We start from the raw sequence: 15696 nt of genomic DNA on the forward strand, positions 1-15696 counted from the left end.
TTTTGATTCACAATCAAATAATTCAGGCATTGATGACTTTTTTTAATCACTCCAGAATCCTTTGAATCGAGTTGCAGACATTTCAGTATACCGCACTGTATTCTGAATATTTTTATGCCCTAAATAATGCTGAATGCTTCTTGTGTCTCGTCCATCATTAGCAAGCTTATACCCTGTAGAATGCCTAAGCATATGAGGATGTACGGACAGACCTAATTTGGCAACCTCACCTGCTCGTGTAACAATCTTTCGAAATGTATCCCCAGTTATTGGTGCTTTTCGCTCAGTCATGAATACATAGTCAGTTTCAGGATAATCACGTTTCAATTGCCGAAGTGCGCGAAGTTCTGCGCCAAACAGCGGATGATGGGTAGATAAACCATTTTTACGACGAATAACGTGAAACACCCCTTGTTCCAAATCAATTTGTGTCCAACAAAGAGAAATCAATTCGGAAACTCGCAATCCATGTCGATAGGCGAGCAGTATCATTGTTGCATCGCGCTGACCGTGTCTACCAGTATGCCTTGCTGCCGCGATTAACTTGTCAATCTCTGTTGGTGTTAAGTATTCACGTGCTCTAAGCAGGCTATTTTTAATTTTTTTAGGTGGCATCATTATACTATTGTAGCAAACTTTCCGTAAAACAGTGTTTGGTGAGCCATTATAAAATAATCGATAGAGCTTAACCACACTGGATCTGTATTTCTTATCTTTCCGATAAATAGCCACTGTTCAGAATGTTTGGTAGAATCCACTGCCCCGTTTATAGAGTAAAATTTATTCATGCGAGCAAGCAATAATAACCTAACTATTTTATCTGAAGCGGAGCAAGCCGCTTTGTATGAGATCCCTGATTTTGATGATGTTCAGCGTTCGAACTACCTCAATCTCACCCCTGAAGAGCAAGTCTTGATGTGCAGCCGTGATGATTTATCAGCCCAAATCCATTGCGCCATTCAAATAGGTTACTTCAAGGCGAAACATCGGTTCTTTCCATTTAAGTGGGAAGAGGTGCAGGAAGACATTGATTTCATTATGGAAGAGTATTTCCCAGAACAACAGTTTCATCCAACCCCTATTAGTAAACACCAATATTATGCACAATGCACCGTGATTACAGCGCATTTTGGTTATCAGTCTTGGTCAAAAGAATTTGAACCATTATTAATTGCTCAGGCACAACAGATTTTGCGCCGTGATGTTAGCCCACAATTTATCGTCATCGAATTACTCGCATTTATGCAAAAAAAGAAAATATTGCGTCCCGGATATACAACTTTGCAAACGATTGTGAGCAAAGTCTTAAATACGGAACGTAATCGGTTAGAATCAATTCTTGGAGAATCCCTGACGATAGAGGATAAATCCGCTTTGCAAAAATTGTTACTGGAAAAAGAGGACCAAACACTCTCTGAATTAGCGGATCTCAAGCAGGATACAAAAGATTTTAAAGCACGCATGATAAGTGCTGAGCGCGAAAAGTTGCTTTCAATAAAAGCCCTCTTTCAGTTAGCTAAATCGCTCTTGCCTAAACTCAACCTCTCGCAGCAAAATATTCACTACTATGCAAGTCTTGTTGATTATTATGATGCCTATGAATTACGGAAGAAATTAAAATCTGAGCAGACTTATCTTTATCTTCTATGTTATCTCTCCCAGAGATACCTTAAATTGAATGATAATTTAATTGACGCTTTTTCCTTGAGCTTAAAACAATTTGAAGCCGACCTTAAAGAAAAAACAAAAGATGCTTATACGGACTATGCGGTAAGCAAACAAATTGATTCTTTTGTTATGAGGAAATTTGCATGGTTATTCATCAATCAAGAGCTTCCGGATCAGCTCAGTTTTGGCGATGTACGCAAAAAAGCATTCGAAACAATCATCCCTGAAAAAGAGTTACGCAATAAAATACCTGACGAAAATGAAGAGGAATTAAAGCCCATCGATTTTCAATAGAAACTGGTTGATACCTTATTCCATCGATGTCAGCTGCAGTTACGACCATTAATGATGGCCATTGATTTTTCAAGCACTGTAGCTGACAGTCCTTGGCTTGCAGCCATTACCTGGCTTAAGGAGCTATTTGGTGCCAACAAAACGATAAACCAATATCCAGTCACCGCAAGCCCCGAAAAAACCAGGCCAAAACGCTTGGAAAAATACTTGTTTGATACGAATGCCAAGGGTGAGAAAAAATTCCATGCCGAGCGCTATGAATTTTGGATTTATCGCCAACTGAAGAAACGGCTTAAAGCAGGAGAACTCTATTTGGCAGACAGTGTACAGAATCGCTCGCTTCAACAAGAGCTTAATTCAGCCAATGACAAAGGGGCGCTAGTGGAACCCTTAGATATTCCAGCATTGAGAAAGCCTATTAAGGACTTACTGGACGAACGTTGTGCTGAATTGCGATCAGAATGGTTGAAATTTAATACTGATTTTACTCAAGGTAAGCTCAAGCATCTGTACTATGATGAACAAACCAAAACGCTCCATCTAAAAAAATCCAGTGATGAGAAAACCGATGAAGAGAGACAACAGCGTTTTTATGAGCAATTGCCTTTGTGTGATATTACGGATGTACTTCGATTTGTTAATGAACGGAGTCGTTATTCATCTGCTTTTACTCTCATACAACCTCGCTATGTTAAATTGCTTGCCGATGAAAACACTCTGAATGCTGTGATTATCGCTCAAGCGTTGAATAACGGCAATCTTAATATGGCAGAAATTTCTGATATTCCTTATGCCAGTTTGTTGGACGTTTACCAATCCCGTGTGCGATTGCAAACATTAAAAAAAGCCAACGATATGATTGGGGATGATATTGCACAAATGCCTATTTTTCCTGATTACTCGTTGGATATAGCAATTCTTTATGGCGGGGTGGATGGACAAAAATTTGAAGTAGCAAGACCAACACTTAAAGCAAGGCGATCCAAAAAATACTTTAAAAAAGGTAAAGGAGTTGTGGCTTATACGCTGCTAGTCAACCATATCCCGCTTCAAACTGAATTGATTGGTGCTCATGAGCATGAAAGCTATTTCGCTTTTGACATTTGGTATAACAACACCAGCAGCATCATGCCTGAGGCCATTACAGGCGACATGCACCTTATTAATAAAGCTAATTTTGCTGTGATGGACTGGTTTGGTGGTAAACTGTGCCCTAGATTTACCAATTTGCAAGCCCAGATGAAGCATCTTTATTGTGATGATGATTTATCGCAGTACGCAGATTGGTTAATCAAGCCTGTAGACAAAATTGATCGCCAACTCATTGAGGATGAATGGCCTAATATCGAGCCGATTATCAAGGCGTTAGGCTGTAAAGAAATTACCCAAAGTATTCTGATTAAAAAATTATGTACGTACAGCGCCTCAAACAAAACCAGAAAGGCGATATTTGAATACGATAAATTGATCCGTAGCATCTATACCCTGAACTATTTACAAGACAGAAAATTGCAACGAGACATACATCGTTCCCAAAATCGGGTAGAATCCTATCATCAACTGCGTATGGCTATTGCAACTGCTTATGGAAAAAAGCAATTATCAGGCAGAGGAGACCGTGAAATTGAGATTAGCAATCAATGCGCTAGACTTATTGCCAATGCTATTATTTATTATAATTCGGCAATCTTATCCAAGCTCAAACTAAAATATGAAGCTGATGGAGATCACAAGGCATTGGCACTGCTAAGGAAAATTTCACCTGTAGCTTGGCAACACATCCATTTTCAGGGGCACTTCATTTTTTCTGGTGATAAAATCATTGATCTTGATGCAATAATAAACAAGGTTTTCTTGCATGGAGTAAAAAAGAAAAAAGTGGTTGAATTTAGTCCAGAAATTTCTGGGGTTAGCGTTTAGAACCCCAGGAACCATCATTATGTGATGCTGTTTCTTGCCAAAGCTCTGGAGAAATGTACTTCTCACCTTTTTTATGCGTCATGAGTTGATAGCTTCGCCCTGGATGACCTGGTTCATTTACAACCCCTGAATTATGGCCTCCATTTGTTAATACAAAGGTGATGTCAGTATCAGTAAAGAGGTGAATTTTGTATACGGATTTCCAGGGTGCAACGTGGTCTCTTAAGGCACTTACTGCAAAAACAGGACAGTCAATATCTTCTAAAGATAGTGCCATGCCATCAATGCTGTAATGTCCTTCAACCAGATCATTATTTAAAAATAATTTTCTCAAATATTCTGAATGCATGGTGTACGGTAAACGTGTGGTATCGTAATCCCAAGCCATAAGATCGTTAACCGGTCTTCTTTTTCCCAATTGATAATCAAGAACATTTTTAGACCAAATGAGATCTACAGATTGCAGCATACTGAATGTTCCTGCCATTTGCGATCCATCTAAATAGCCTTTCTCCGACATAATGTCTTCAAGATAAGCTATTTGACTTTCATCGATAAAAAGCATGAGTTCACCTGCATCCTTAAAATCGATTTGAGCTGCAAATAGGGTAATGGTCTTTAGTTGGTCTAGTTTTCTTTTTGCTAATAAAGTTGCTGCAAGCATTAACATCGTTCCACCAAGACAATATCCCACTGAATGAATTTTTTGTTTTGGTACAATATGATTGATGGTTTCGATAGCATCCAATACGCCGAGATTAATATAATCTTCCATACTCAAATTTCTATCTTTGCTATCGGGATTTCTCCAGGAAATGGTAAATACAGTATGCCCATGATCGACTAAATACTTGACCATGGAGTTATTGGGAGAAAGATCTAGAATGTAATATTTCATAATGCATGCAGGTACGATTAAAATAGGCTCTGCATAAACCTTGGTGGTTGTTGGTTTATATTGAATCAGTTCGATTAAATGATTTCGATAAACTACTTTTCCTGGGGTAATTGCAACATTTTTTCCGACTTTGAATTCTTCTGAACCCACTGGAGGTTGTTTATTGATAATACGAGAAACATCTTCAATCCAATTATTGAATCCATTAACAAAATTCATTCCTGATTCATTAGTTGTTGCCTCAATGACTTCGGGATTGGTGACAGGAAAATTGGATGGTGCAAATATATCGAGTATTTGTCTTGTTATAAAATTCATAAGATTTTGATGATGTTTTGAAACGCCGCGAATATTTGTTGTGGCCTTATCCCAAGCTTGCTCAGTCATTAAAAATAATTGCGAATACAGTGCAAATGGAAATTGATTCCACAAGTCATTTTGAAATCGATGATCGGATTCTCGTAACGTCACGCAGGGTTCACCTTCCTGATTGCGGCAAATATTCAATAAATAGAACAATAATTGCAAATTATTATTTGAATTATTGTTCATCAGTTCCAAGCGTTTATCAGGAGAGAGTGTTAAATGGGTTAACCAGTCATAGTAAGAGGATAGAAAAGTAGATGGTGATAGCCATCCCGAAAAATGACTTAACCAGGCGTGTAATGGTTTGTCTAAACCAAATGTTGGAGAAGCCTCAGTATCATTTAATTGGTTATTATTTTGCTCCTGTTTGTTTCTTGGTTCTTTCAAAATCATCTCCATTTACTAAAGCAGAAAAAACGTATAATTCCCTGTTTTATCCAGTGTTATAATTTTATTGATAAGCAAGATTTAGAGGAAGATCTTTTAACCTCAATTTAAACCTTAAACTCATTATCAATTGTAAATTTGATTATTCATCTATTATAGTAGAACAGTTAAAAAGCGAACAATTAGCTAAAAAACAATCTAAACCAGTAGCACATTAAAACATACAAGGAGTGTTGTTTCTGGAGCGAAAGACCGAGGAGGTACAGGCGGAATAGGGACAGCAATTTGCAAGCGTTTAGCAGCAAACTATCAAGTAATTGCTTGTTATTTCAAGGATGGCAGACATGAAGAAGCAAAACGATGGCAAATGGCTCTGAAAGAAGAGGGGTATGATATTGAGCTTGCTTATGCTGACATTGCTCACTTTGCGGATTGAGAAAAACTGGTTTCCCTCGTTATGGGGCGTTTTGGGCATATCGACGTGTTGGTAAACAATGCAGGTATTACCCAAGCCAGAAGAAGTAGCTGGTGCGGTAGAGTTTTTGGCAGCTCTTGAGAGAGGGTTTATTACTGGTGCTAACCTGGATATTAATAGCGGTCAATATCTGTAGCAATATCCTCATAGGCTTTTCTGATTATTTGACATTGGATTGATGCACTTCTAATCTAGTATTGTGCGGTGCATCACAAGGAAATTAAAATGAATAATCTATTTGAGCAATGGAACCAAGGGTATAAACTTTTTCAACTGATGCCCCCATTAAATAGTAAAATTCTGGAGAGTTTCACCATTGGAACAAGCCCAAGATTTCTTGCAAATTTAGATGAGCTAGACCAATTTTTCCGCATTTTGACTGATAAAGACCAAGAGAGTTTTCCTTATCTAAAATCCGAGATGGCGAATTTTGAAAATGCAGAAGAATTATTACAGAGACAGATGAACATATTGTTTGAGCTGGGTTACAACACATTAGATTACATGCAAAAGTCATTTCAAATTATGGAAAAAGAAATTCAACTTTTAGTGGAAATCACACAATCTAAGTCAGAAGAAAAGCGCTTATTTAACAAGGACCAGGAAAAAAGGCTATAGAAGAGTGACTCACTCTAGTGAGTACAAGCATCAACAGATGCTATAACTAAAGTTACTAAATCTATGAGTTTTAGCACTGATTTACATCTCACCATTCGCTGTACAATGAAGTAGGGCAAATTACTTTTTTCTAACCAAATGCAAAGATCTTCTAGCAGTCAATTTGAAAGTACCTTCAATCATAACCGCAATTAGGATCAATGCGGCCAAAAACCATAATTGGATTGGTTGAGTTTTTCCCACGTACCATACCAAACATCCCAGTGCAACAAAACAAAAAAAAGCGCCCAGAGCAGAAATCCAGGCACGGCTCTTTGTCTTACTAGCCAGAAGAACATTTGCACAATTTACTGCTGCAAAAATCAAAAGAAATCCGGAACTACCCATTAGCGATAAATTATCTAAATCTATCACGTTAGCGATAACTATGGTTAATCCTCCAGTAATGAGTAAACCAGAAATAGGTCTATTCCAAACTTTTTTCTCCAAAAACTGTGGTAATTCCCTGTCTTTGGCAATAATGAAGCTCAACCGTGCTGCACCATAAATAGTGGCATTAATTGCAGAAGCAGTCGACAACATTGCTGCCACAGCAATCAAAAAAAATCCACCAAAACCCAAAGCAGGGCGTGCTGCTTCAGCAAGTGCATAATCGCGGGCATGGATAATTGTTGTAATTGGTAGCGTTCCTACCGTTACGGTAGCGATTAAGACATACAGAATGATGACAAAAATAACTGAAGTATAAAAAGCTTTGGGTAAATTTTTATCGGGGTCGCGAATTTCATGAGCAGTGTTAGCAATCAATTCAAATCCTTCATAAGCAAGAAAAATAATCATTCCTCCTGAAATCAAATTTAACGGAGATGGCCAGGGCGATTGAGTCAATCGGCTAACTTCTATACCGCCAATCCCAGCAAATATAAAAAAAACCAGGATTATTATTTTTATCAAAACAATCCATTCTTCCGAGTCACCGATCACTCGCACGCTGAAAAAATTCAAAGCAGTGAGCAACACAATGCTCCCGGTAATCGCTAAATGTTTGCAATAAAAGTGTAAGGACATGGGCAACAAAGAAGCAGCATAACTACCGAAAGCATAAGAATAAAGAGAGAGCATGATAATGTAACTAATCCATAACAAAACATTTGCACTTCCCGTTAACAACCCAGAACCAAAAGCTTGGTCAAAAAAATAAACGGTGCCACCTTCACTAGGAAAGGTAACCGACAGACGTGAGTAGGAATAGGAAGTGAATAAGGCCACCATTCCAGCTACAAAAAACGCTAGTGGCGCTGCACCGCGAGCCAACTCCACTGATAAACCAAGAACAGCGAATATCCCACCGCCTACCATACCTCCAATACCAATGGCAGTAGCTTCAAGAAATCCAATCTTATTGTTTTGATTTTTTGACATTATTTGTCAACCTATTAATATAGAGCGGACTTGAGGTAAAAAAATTCAATAAATTTAATGATAAATGTCAGAAGGTAAATTAACAATTGTCTGTTATAAAATAAACTCCCTCATCCCCAAGTGGTGTATCATTAACCATAGAAACTACTGGTCTGAATGGATTGAGTCTTGAACGATGGTTTAACCATTTAGCTAATTTGCTGTGCTCATGGTTTTGACAAAATCGTCTTACTGTTTGATAGCAAGAGCCTTTTTGCATGAATTTTTCATTTTTTATTTGTTTGATTTGGTGAATCTTTTGCGTGTGACTTGGCCGCCAACGAAATCCTTTACCAAGGAGTAGCCAGTTTTTAGACAAAGGAATTTCTGAGGTGGAGAGGGCATAAGTGGGCATCCCAATAATTGATGATGGTAGCATTTTACTCTTATTGCTTGCCATGCTCTATAGAGGCCTGGAATGGGTAGAGTAATGAATGCAGTTGTTCGGCATTAATTGGGTTTTGTTTGTTTAAGCGGTGGACTAGTTTCGGCCATACCAGGATGAGAGTAAGTAAAAGAGTGCATGCAATACAATGAACCATGGATGAATTCCTGGTTTTTGCAGGTGGTTGATAACTTGGGTATTAATGAACCATGGGGCAAGAACAAGCAATACCGCTATTGGCAATAGAATTTGAAATATGCCTATAATGGTTGAACGGATGATGTAATTTTTTATCACAGGGAAGGCTCCAAATGAGAAAGACATTTCAATGGTTGGTTGAGTTTCTTGATGCTATTGTTGGTGTTACGGAAGAAAAACCTAATAATCGCTATATGAGTATTCATGAGGCTCGAGAAAAGTATGAGGCCGGTTTGATTAGTATTCGTGAGTTCAATGAAGTATTTGAACGCAATGAAATGTTTTAAAAACATTATAATGCTCCCTTGGAGGCGATTTTTAATCCTGTTTTGGCAACGTGCATTCCGGATTGAGTCATGTTTTCGCTATGTCGTTCAGAACCACTAATTAAATCCATTAACCCAGCTCCTGCTTCTCCACCAAGTGACTGGAGAGTTTGAGCAACAATACAGGTGCGACAAAATAAAACATCACTGCCATATTTTTCATGGCGGCAACTGCATCATTTTCACCTAATGGGTCTAGGACCGAACGTTCAATAAAGCATCTAAAACTTGCAGCATAATAGTATTAATCCTAGTATTTAATTGATATCTAAAATTAAATTTATAAAATGGATGAATACCAATTAATCTATATCAGCTCTTTAGATCCTGACTCTAATAGCTGTCAGTTCAAGGATATTTTTGAAAAGATAAGTTCTCATTCCGTAGAGCTTAATCTCAGTGGCTTTTTATTACACTCAGAACATACTTTTCTCCAGATCCTTGAAGGAGAAAGAAAAGATATTCTTAAGATGTTCAATTCCATCTCAAAATATACAATAAAGAGTGAGCACTTAATCCTATCTGAAAAGCCAATAAAAAAAAGAAACTTCCAAAGCTCTCTAATTCGTTTTAAACAGATTGAACAATCAGTATTTAATGATTTATATAGACTAAGTTTATTGGGGATCGAGAATTTCATAAAAAAAGTAGTGGCTCTTGCAGAAGAACCAATCTCTGAAAAGCATGATCTGAATACAAAGAATAAAGAACAAAGTGAGAATCAAATACCGATTAATAGTAAATTTTTTCATTATTCAACAGAAGTTTCTTCGGATGAAGTTTTTTTGATGAACGATGAATCTCAAATCGTATATGTAAATAACGCGGCTTGTGAATCACTGGGTTATACAAGCGATGAATTGGTTGGAATGTCTGTATGGCAGTGGGATCCGCTGTTTCCGAGAGAGGTTTGGCCTACATTTTGGCGTGATTTTGTCGAAAAAAAGCAATTACATTTCGAAACGCAACATAAAAAAAAATCTGGAGAAGTTTTTCCAGTTGAAGTTCGTGCTCACTTATTTATCAAAAACAATGAAAATTATGCACTTGTATTTGTCAATGATATTACCTATCAAAAGAAAACGGAGTCTGAATTACTTGCTTATAAAATTCAGCTCGAACGACTAATTGAATCAAAAAACGAAGAATTAAAAAAATCATTTGAAATGTTACAACTTCATAAAGAATTGGTGGATATTCACAGTAGCATGTGCATCACGGATGCAAACGGAAAAATAACTTATGTTAACAATCTCTATTGTAAATTAAGTGGGTATACAAAAGACGAACTCATAGGACAGAACCACAGAATGCTGCAATCAGGTGTACATGATAAAAAATTTTATCAAAATCTGTATCAAACGATCGAGGCTGGTCATGTTTGGCGTGGCGAGTTATGTAATAAAAGAAAGGATGGAAAACTCTATTGGATTGATGCCACCATTGTTCCAAGACTTGATGCCAATAGGAATACTACTCAATTAGGACGGATATAACATCTCAAAAAAATACAGAAATGGAGTTAATGGAAAAAGCTGAGCAAGTTAGGACTATTTTAGAGTTAGCAGGGGATGGAATACACATACTGGATGAAAATGGTGATGTGATTGAATGCAATCAATCTTTTGCAGACTCTCTCGGTTATACCAAAGCAGAAGTGTTAAAACTCAATGTAAGAGACTGGGATGTTCTTATACCAGGTGATGAGATTGCATGCAAATTAAAAACATTATTGTACTCATCCGATACTTTCGAAACGAAGCATAAACGTAAGGATGACTCTATTATTGATGTTGAAATTAATGCAAAAGGCATCTCTTTAAAGGGAAGAAATTACATTTACGCCTCTTCCAGAGATATTTCAGATAGACTAAGAGAACAAAGAAAAATAAAAAGAATGGCTTCAACCGATCAACTGACTGGACTGGCTAATCGACATAAATTTGTTGAGTATTTTGAATGCAACCTTAATTTAGCACAGCGAGAAGAAGAAAAATTGGTTTTAATATTGGCAGATCTTAATAAGTTTAAAGGAATCAATGACCAATATGGTCATCAGGCAGGAGATGAAGTGTTAAAGCACGTAGCAGATTTGTTTATTAAAAACTGCAGAAAATATGACCTGGCAGCCAGGATTGGTGGAGACGAATTTGCTGTATTGCTAATCCACTCTGATATATCTACAGCCATAAGATATGTTGAAAAAATCTTATTAGATTTGCAAAAATCACTGAAAATTTATGATAATGAAATCTTAATTGGATTAAGTTTCGGGATTGCTTTATATCCTGAGCATGCACAAACCATAAATGGCTTATTTAAAAAAGCAGATTTAGCACTTTATAATGCCAAAAACAAAGGTAATTCTGGATATTTCTATTAAGATACGTCACCGAGTGATTCCCTGTGAGTTTAATTTATGTGTGCCCAGTTAATCTTGACCGGATTCAAAAATCTATTAGTGTTAAAATCTACTTCATTGTTCAAAGTGGCTAATAGCTAATAGAAATTCATCATACTCTTTTTCAAATTGGTCCCTTCTCCAAGGACATTTAAAATTACCAAGTTTTGTATAGATTACTAATAGAAATAGGAGAATAAGAGGGGAAAGCCCCAAAAACTCTTGGAATCCTTCTAAAACTCAATTCCATGATTTAAGGTTTCGCCTACACAAACCTGTTTCTCCGATGAAGTAACAAAAATTCCGTGTTTCCCAAGAAGTGCACCCGTATTTTGAGGAATACTTTGAGATAGTTGATACCTATTCCACACATCAGGAATTGGATAGATTTGCGTTTTAATTAAATCAATTGTTTTCATCCCTGTTTTGAATAATCCATCGGCCTTTAAGCGTTGAAAACTATTCATTCCACGAATTAGCTCAGACATTGACTCTTTGATAGTAAAACCTTCAATCATATTGGGATTATCTAGAAGGGTTGGTGAAAACCCATGACGAACCAATTCTCGATTTAACAGGAGATTGCAAAACAATCTTCCATTGCAATCCCTAAAAGGATGAGTCAGCTCTAATTTTTTGCAAAAACTAATGATTGCATGTAATAAAGCTTTCGGGTTTTCAGCGTGGGCAGAAACTGTTGATTCATACTCTTCTATTATTTGCCGAACGAAAGTATCTAAGCGCTTTGCTTCTATAGAAGTTACTGCATCAAACCCCGAGGGGGCATGCTTTTCTAATGTGCATAAGTTATTAAACTGCGTTAGGTACTCCATGTAGCCAAGAAAAGTTAAAGTTCTCAATGATAGTCCAAAACTAGTCCCATATTCTCGATACATCCCTTCCGTTCTATTCCAAATAATGCCTTTAGCACAAATAGAGTGTAGTTTCCTAAAGTACTCAGGGGTTAATGGTTCTGTGATGGTTTCTTTAGTATACAGCCAGGCTTGATATAATTGATTAATACAGCCCTTTTCTCGCGCCTCATAATTAGCCCAACCCTTCTCTTGTTGATAACCATCCATAAAGAGGCGCCACAATTCAAGCTCAGGAAAATCCTGATAAAAATAGGCTGCATTTCCTTTTTGTTCAGGATGCCAGTAACTTTTGAGTGAGTTTGCTAGTTCTTCTTCGCTTAAAGTATTTCTCTGAAAATGAGGCAAATTAAATTGGCCTGAAGCATACAACTCGAGCACTAACCCTACGAGCAATTGATTTCCATGTATCGCTGCAACCAATCTGCGTAACTCTAATTCGCTAAGATTGCGCGCATATTTTTTAATAAATAAAGACAACTCTGGGATAAGCTCTTGTAATAATTCAGGAGCCTCACCTATTTTCTCTAGGGCAGAAGATGTCCAAACAACATCCCCATGTTCATTTTTATATTGAATTGATTTTATAAGAGACAGTGGGTTTTTTTCAAAAAAAATACGAAAGGCAAGGAAAATACTTCTTTTATTTTCCTCCGATTGCTCCAAAATAGAGTCTGGTAAAATACCAAATAATTCCGCAATGACTGTACAAGTTTTGTCATCATCAGTTTGATTAATGGCTTCAATATCAGTGGGATTGGTAATATGAGCAAGAATAAATTCACGCAACTCAGCTTCCTCACCAATAATATGTCCATAATGGATCCCTCGTGCGATCAAGCGTAAAGGAGTATCTAATTTGGGTGTTGATTTGAAGTTATTTAGTTTTGATTGATAAAGAGGAGAAATTTTCATGAATTTAGTAAGGGGGTTTCTGATCATTTATTGTGTAATCTATTATTTAATTTGTCAACTTTGGAGATTTCCAAAATAAAAAGATTAGCAAGGTAGGTCGGGCCTTGGCCGACAAAATAAGAGAAATGTATGTTTAGATGCAATTGCTTCATTTAGTCAATAAATCCTGACCAAACCTACGCGCAAGCCTTGTTTAATGAATAAATTACTCACAGGAGTTCTGCCGCAAAATATTCCAAAACACAAATTGAAGTTATTACGGCATTCCCTTCTTTATCTAAAGCCCAATCCAGATAGCCCCATTGGCTTTTTGCATTAATATAGGTCTTATCCATGCGCCATGAATGCTTGTGGCGTTTGCGAGATGCCTCTTCCGGCTGGTGAGATACAGAGCCAACTAATCAATATCACGATAACGACTACCAGCATCACCTTTTGAAGCTCAGCATCGCTGGCCTTGCTCTCATAAAAATATAGCTTTTACATGAGGGTTCAACTTTTTGTGACCGCCCCACATCCTCAGCCGGTGTACCAACGGCGTCTTAAAGCTACATATTCGCCATTGTTAGAACAAAATTTGGGATGTTAGGCGAGCCTATCCCAACGGCATCATTCCAAAATTGATCTTCGGGTTCAAGCGTCAGTGATGAATCCCATCCAAAGGTTTTGTTACTAATAGTAAAAGCAGATGCAGGGGCCGGAGTTCCTTGAATTGATGTAGACGGTGGAGGTGTTGCACCACTAATGATAAGCGCAGGGGGAATAATAAGATTAATTGCTCTGTTGCTGAGTAATACATCATGCCTTTGATATAAATAAGGTGCAGCCTGGCCTATAGGGGTCCCTTTATTCAGTAAACTACGTGCTTGATTAACTAGAACTAAAGTTGCCGAAAATAATGGACACGCTAAGCTAGTACCACCATCCTGGACTGATGTTCCATCGGCAATAATCAATAATCCTGTTTGCGGATCACCAAGCATGGCAATGTCAGGTAATGCACGATGGCGCCCATAATTGTTAATCACTCCATAGCCACCTGCTGTGAAATTGCTAATGGAGTTCTGCCAAGCAACTGGCCCATAAAATTGACTGATGCCTCCGCCAGTACCACCATCATAGGAAAAACTACCCTTAGTGTTTTTAACAGAGCCCCAGACTGTTTCAAATGCATAACGGTAATTTGTATCTACAAATAAAGCAGTGGCTCCAACAGCGGTCACATAAGCAGAGCTGGAAGGGTAATCAACTACTGGTGAAGAAGGACGTGGAGGGGTGCATTTTTTATCTGTTGTGTATGTATTATCGCCACAATCTCCAGAAGAAAAATTAACGCTAATTCCTGCAGCAGCAGCTAATTCCAAGGTCTGTTCGAACGCTGTATCTGAAATCTCTTGACTACTCCAGCTATTCGAAATGACATAAGCATTAGGAAAACCTGCAATAGTAAAATTATCATTAATCAGTGTGTGAATTACATCAGTTAATATGCTCTTTTGATCACTTCCTAGTACCAGAACGGTATTATCTCCTGGTGCTATTGTATGGGATGATTCAATGTCTAGCGCAATTTCATTACTAAAAGAGGATGCATTCGGACATGTTGTAAAGGGGGTACCATCAGGATTAATTATCGCAAAATTCTTCGATGCACCTGAGGTGACGAAGGGCTGTATATTATTCGCATTAAAATATTGATTCGCATCACTTACGATTTGTTTTGCAGTGTTCGTGCCGCACGCATCAACAATAACTAAAGTCTGTCCCGTTCCATCGAGATGAGTGCCATTAATGCGAGGAATATTTTTCAGATTATAGGTTTTTTGCAAATTTGCTCCCGTAAAACCTTGCAATGAAATATCGGTCGGAATTGCAAAAGAAATAAAATTATCCCAAATAAAATTTATATCATGAACTGCAAGAGAGTTATTTTTTATACTTTCTATGTTTGAGTGAAATTCAGGAACAGAACTCAGACCTGTAATTTCCGCAATATATTGGGCAATCTCTTGATTTACTTGGGGTGGGCTTGTATTGGCGTGGACGATCTGGTTTTGATAAAGATAATAGTTGATTTGCACATGAAGTGCTTGTTCAATTTGAGCGACTGTTCCAGTGACACGAACACTATGGTTGACGACTTTTGTTTGCATCCCTTGAGAAGAGAAAAATTGTTGTACTGAATTTTCCGCTTCATGACCAGGTGAAAATTCTTGCTCATAAAGACTGTGAGTTAAAAATTGATGATATTGAGGGCTATTGGGATCATAGACATCTTGAACGAGCTTATCCAACTTGGCTTTATTACGTAAATTTAACCAGACAATAAATGAAATGTCGCTCTCAGGGGACATAGGTCGAATTCGTGTGGCCTGATTAAGTAAATTTAATCCTGGGCTGGGTAAGCTCAATAAGTCATTTGCTTGCTTTGCATAGGGAGTTATCGTCACAAAACTTAATGACAATAAGAGAAATACTGCTTTTTTAAGTTTCAACATGAATAATCTTCCTT

General features: G+C 37.5%; 13 protein-coding genes and 3 pseudogenes. 7 read left to right on the forward strand and 9 right to left on the reverse strand.

Annotation, left to right across the window (positions count from 1 at the left end):
- Positions 1–42: 42 nt before the first annotated feature.
- Complete coding sequence (locus tag Lste_RS15825; protein ID WP_058511958.1) at positions 43–618, reverse strand: tyrosine-type recombinase/integrase; 576 nt, start codon at positions 616–618, stop codon at positions 43–45.
- A 168-nt stretch (positions 619–786) separates the two neighbouring features.
- Here Lste_RS15825 and Lste_RS19860 point away from each other — a divergent pair, with 168 nt between their 5' ends.
- Positions 787–1962 (forward strand): DUF4158 domain-containing protein, encoded by a 1176-nt coding sequence (locus tag Lste_RS19860; protein WP_420324195.1) that lies wholly within the window; start codon positions 787–789, stop codon positions 1960–1962.
- 51 nt (positions 1963–2013) lie between these two features.
- Positions 2014–3882: a Tn3 family transposase gene (locus tag Lste_RS19865; RefSeq protein WP_420324196.1), complete on the forward strand. Its 1869-nt coding sequence runs from the start codon at positions 2014–2016 to the stop codon at positions 3880–3882.
- On the opposite strand, the gene Lste_RS15835 is transcribed toward Lste_RS19865, so the two are convergent.
- Positions 3872–5533, reverse strand: coding sequence for a PHA/PHB synthase family protein (locus tag Lste_RS15835; RefSeq protein WP_237760509.1), 1662 nt, complete (start codon positions 5531–5533; stop codon positions 3872–3874). The two genes, Lste_RS19865 and Lste_RS15835, sit on opposite strands and share 11 nt — an antisense overlap.
- Positions 5534–5804: 271 nt before the next feature.
- Here Lste_RS15835 and Lste_RS18965 point away from each other — a divergent pair.
- A pseudogene (locus Lste_RS18965) lies at positions 5805–6044 on the forward strand (SDR family NAD(P)-dependent oxidoreductase); the annotation flags it as partial.
- A gap of 189 nt (positions 6045–6233) precedes the next feature.
- The gene (locus Lste_RS15840; RefSeq protein ID WP_058511959.1) at positions 6234–6626 is read left to right on the forward strand and encodes a hypothetical protein; all 393 of its coding nucleotides are present in this window, start codon (positions 6234–6236) and stop codon (positions 6624–6626) included.
- A 120-nt stretch (positions 6627–6746) separates the two neighbouring features.
- Here Lste_RS15840 and Lste_RS15845 read toward each other — a convergent pair whose 3' ends face one another.
- The 3 genes and pseudogenes from Lste_RS15845 to Lste_RS19200 all read right to left on the reverse strand — a co-directional run bounded on the left by Lste_RS15845 (position 6747) and on the right by Lste_RS19200 (position 8769).
- Positions 6747–8048 (reverse strand): APC family permease, encoded by a 1302-nt coding sequence (locus tag Lste_RS15845; RefSeq protein WP_058511960.1) that lies wholly within the window; start codon positions 8046–8048, stop codon positions 6747–6749.
- 115 nt (positions 8049–8163) lie between these two features.
- Positions 8164–8525, reverse strand: a pseudogene (locus Lste_RS15850) (type IV conjugative transfer system coupling protein TraD); the annotation flags it as partial.
- A gap of 43 nt (positions 8526–8568) precedes the next feature.
- Entirely contained in the window at positions 8569–8769 is a 201-nt protein-coding gene (locus tag Lste_RS19200; RefSeq protein WP_157070776.1) for a hypothetical protein, read from the reverse strand.
- Between the two features lie 14 nt (positions 8770–8783).
- Here Lste_RS19200 and Lste_RS19425 point away from each other — a divergent pair, with 14 nt between their 5' ends.
- Entirely contained in the window at positions 8784–8957 is a 174-nt protein-coding gene (locus tag Lste_RS19425; RefSeq protein WP_193393435.1) for a hypothetical protein, read from the forward strand.
- A gap of 5 nt (positions 8958–8962) precedes the next feature.
- Here the strand turns inward: Lste_RS19425 and Lste_RS18970 are convergent.
- A pseudogene (locus Lste_RS18970) lies at positions 8963–9213 on the reverse strand (conjugal transfer protein TraG); the annotation flags it as partial.
- Between the two features lie 70 nt (positions 9214–9283).
- Here Lste_RS18970 and Lste_RS15855 point away from each other — a divergent pair.
- Together Lste_RS15855 and Lste_RS15860 are read left to right on the forward strand one after the other, a co-directional pair.
- Entirely contained in the window at positions 9284–10492 is a 1209-nt protein-coding gene (locus tag Lste_RS15855) for a PAS domain S-box protein (RefSeq protein WP_058511962.1), read from the forward strand.
- Between the two features lie 29 nt (positions 10493–10521).
- Complete coding sequence (locus tag Lste_RS15860; RefSeq protein WP_058511963.1) at positions 10522–11379, forward strand: sensor domain-containing diguanylate cyclase; 858 nt, start codon at positions 10522–10524, stop codon at positions 11377–11379.
- A gap of 251 nt (positions 11380–11630) precedes the next feature.
- On the opposite strand, the gene Lste_RS15865 is transcribed toward Lste_RS15860, so the two are convergent.
- The 3 genes from Lste_RS15865 to Lste_RS15870 form a co-directional block, all read right to left on the reverse strand.
- On the reverse strand, positions 11631–13211 hold the full coding sequence (locus Lste_RS15865) for a hypothetical protein (protein ID WP_157070777.1): 1581 nt from the start codon (positions 13209–13211) through the stop codon (positions 11631–11633).
- A 182-nt stretch (positions 13212–13393) separates the two neighbouring features.
- Complete coding sequence (locus tag Lste_RS19670) at positions 13394–13519, reverse strand: transposase (RefSeq protein ID WP_237760510.1); 126 nt, start codon at positions 13517–13519, stop codon at positions 13394–13396.
- Positions 13520–13732: 213 nt separating this feature from the next.
- Positions 13733–15682, reverse strand: a complete 1950-nt coding sequence (locus Lste_RS15870) for a S53 family peptidase (protein ID WP_058511965.1) — start codon at positions 15680–15682, stop codon at positions 13733–13735.
- Positions 15683–15696: the final 14 nt, after the last annotated feature.

The sequence above is a fragment of the Legionella steelei genome (assembly GCF_001468005.1).
Classification (GTDB): domain Bacteria; phylum Pseudomonadota; class Gammaproteobacteria; order Legionellales; family Legionellaceae; genus Legionella; species Legionella steelei.

Coding starts and splice junctions, on each gene's coding strand:
- Lste_RS15845 (WP_058511960.1), bottom strand. CDS start 8,048: ATGTCAAAAAATCAAAACAATAAGATTGGATTTCTTGAAGCTACTGCC.
- Lste_RS19865 (WP_420324196.1), top strand. CDS start 2,014: ATGATGGCCATTGATTTTTCAAGCACTGTAGCTGACAGTCCTTGGCTT.
- Lste_RS15840 (WP_058511959.1), top strand. CDS start 6,234: ATGAATAATCTATTTGAGCAATGGAACCAAGGGTATAAACTTTTTCAA.
- Lste_RS19670 (WP_237760510.1), bottom strand. CDS start 13,519: ATGGATAAGACCTATATTAATGCAAAAAGCCAATGGGGCTATCTGGAT.
- Lste_RS15825 (WP_058511958.1), bottom strand. CDS start 618: ATGATGCCACCTAAAAAAATTAAAAATAGCCTGCTTAGAGCACGTGAA.
- Lste_RS15865 (WP_157070777.1), bottom strand. CDS start 13,211: ATGATCAGAAACCCCCTTACTAAATTCATGAAAATTTCTCCTCTTTAT.
- Lste_RS19860 (WP_420324195.1), top strand. CDS start 787: ATGCGAGCAAGCAATAATAACCTAACTATTTTATCTGAAGCGGAGCAA.
- Lste_RS15855 (WP_058511962.1), top strand. CDS start 9,284: ATGGATGAATACCAATTAATCTATATCAGCTCTTTAGATCCTGACTCT.
- Lste_RS19425 (WP_193393435.1), top strand. CDS start 8,784: ATGAGAAAGACATTTCAATGGTTGGTTGAGTTTCTTGATGCTATTGTT.
- Lste_RS15860 (WP_058511963.1), top strand. CDS start 10,522: ATGGAAAAAGCTGAGCAAGTTAGGACTATTTTAGAGTTAGCAGGGGAT.
- Lste_RS15870 (WP_058511965.1), bottom strand. CDS start 15,682: ATGTTGAAACTTAAAAAAGCAGTATTTCTCTTATTGTCATTAAGTTTT.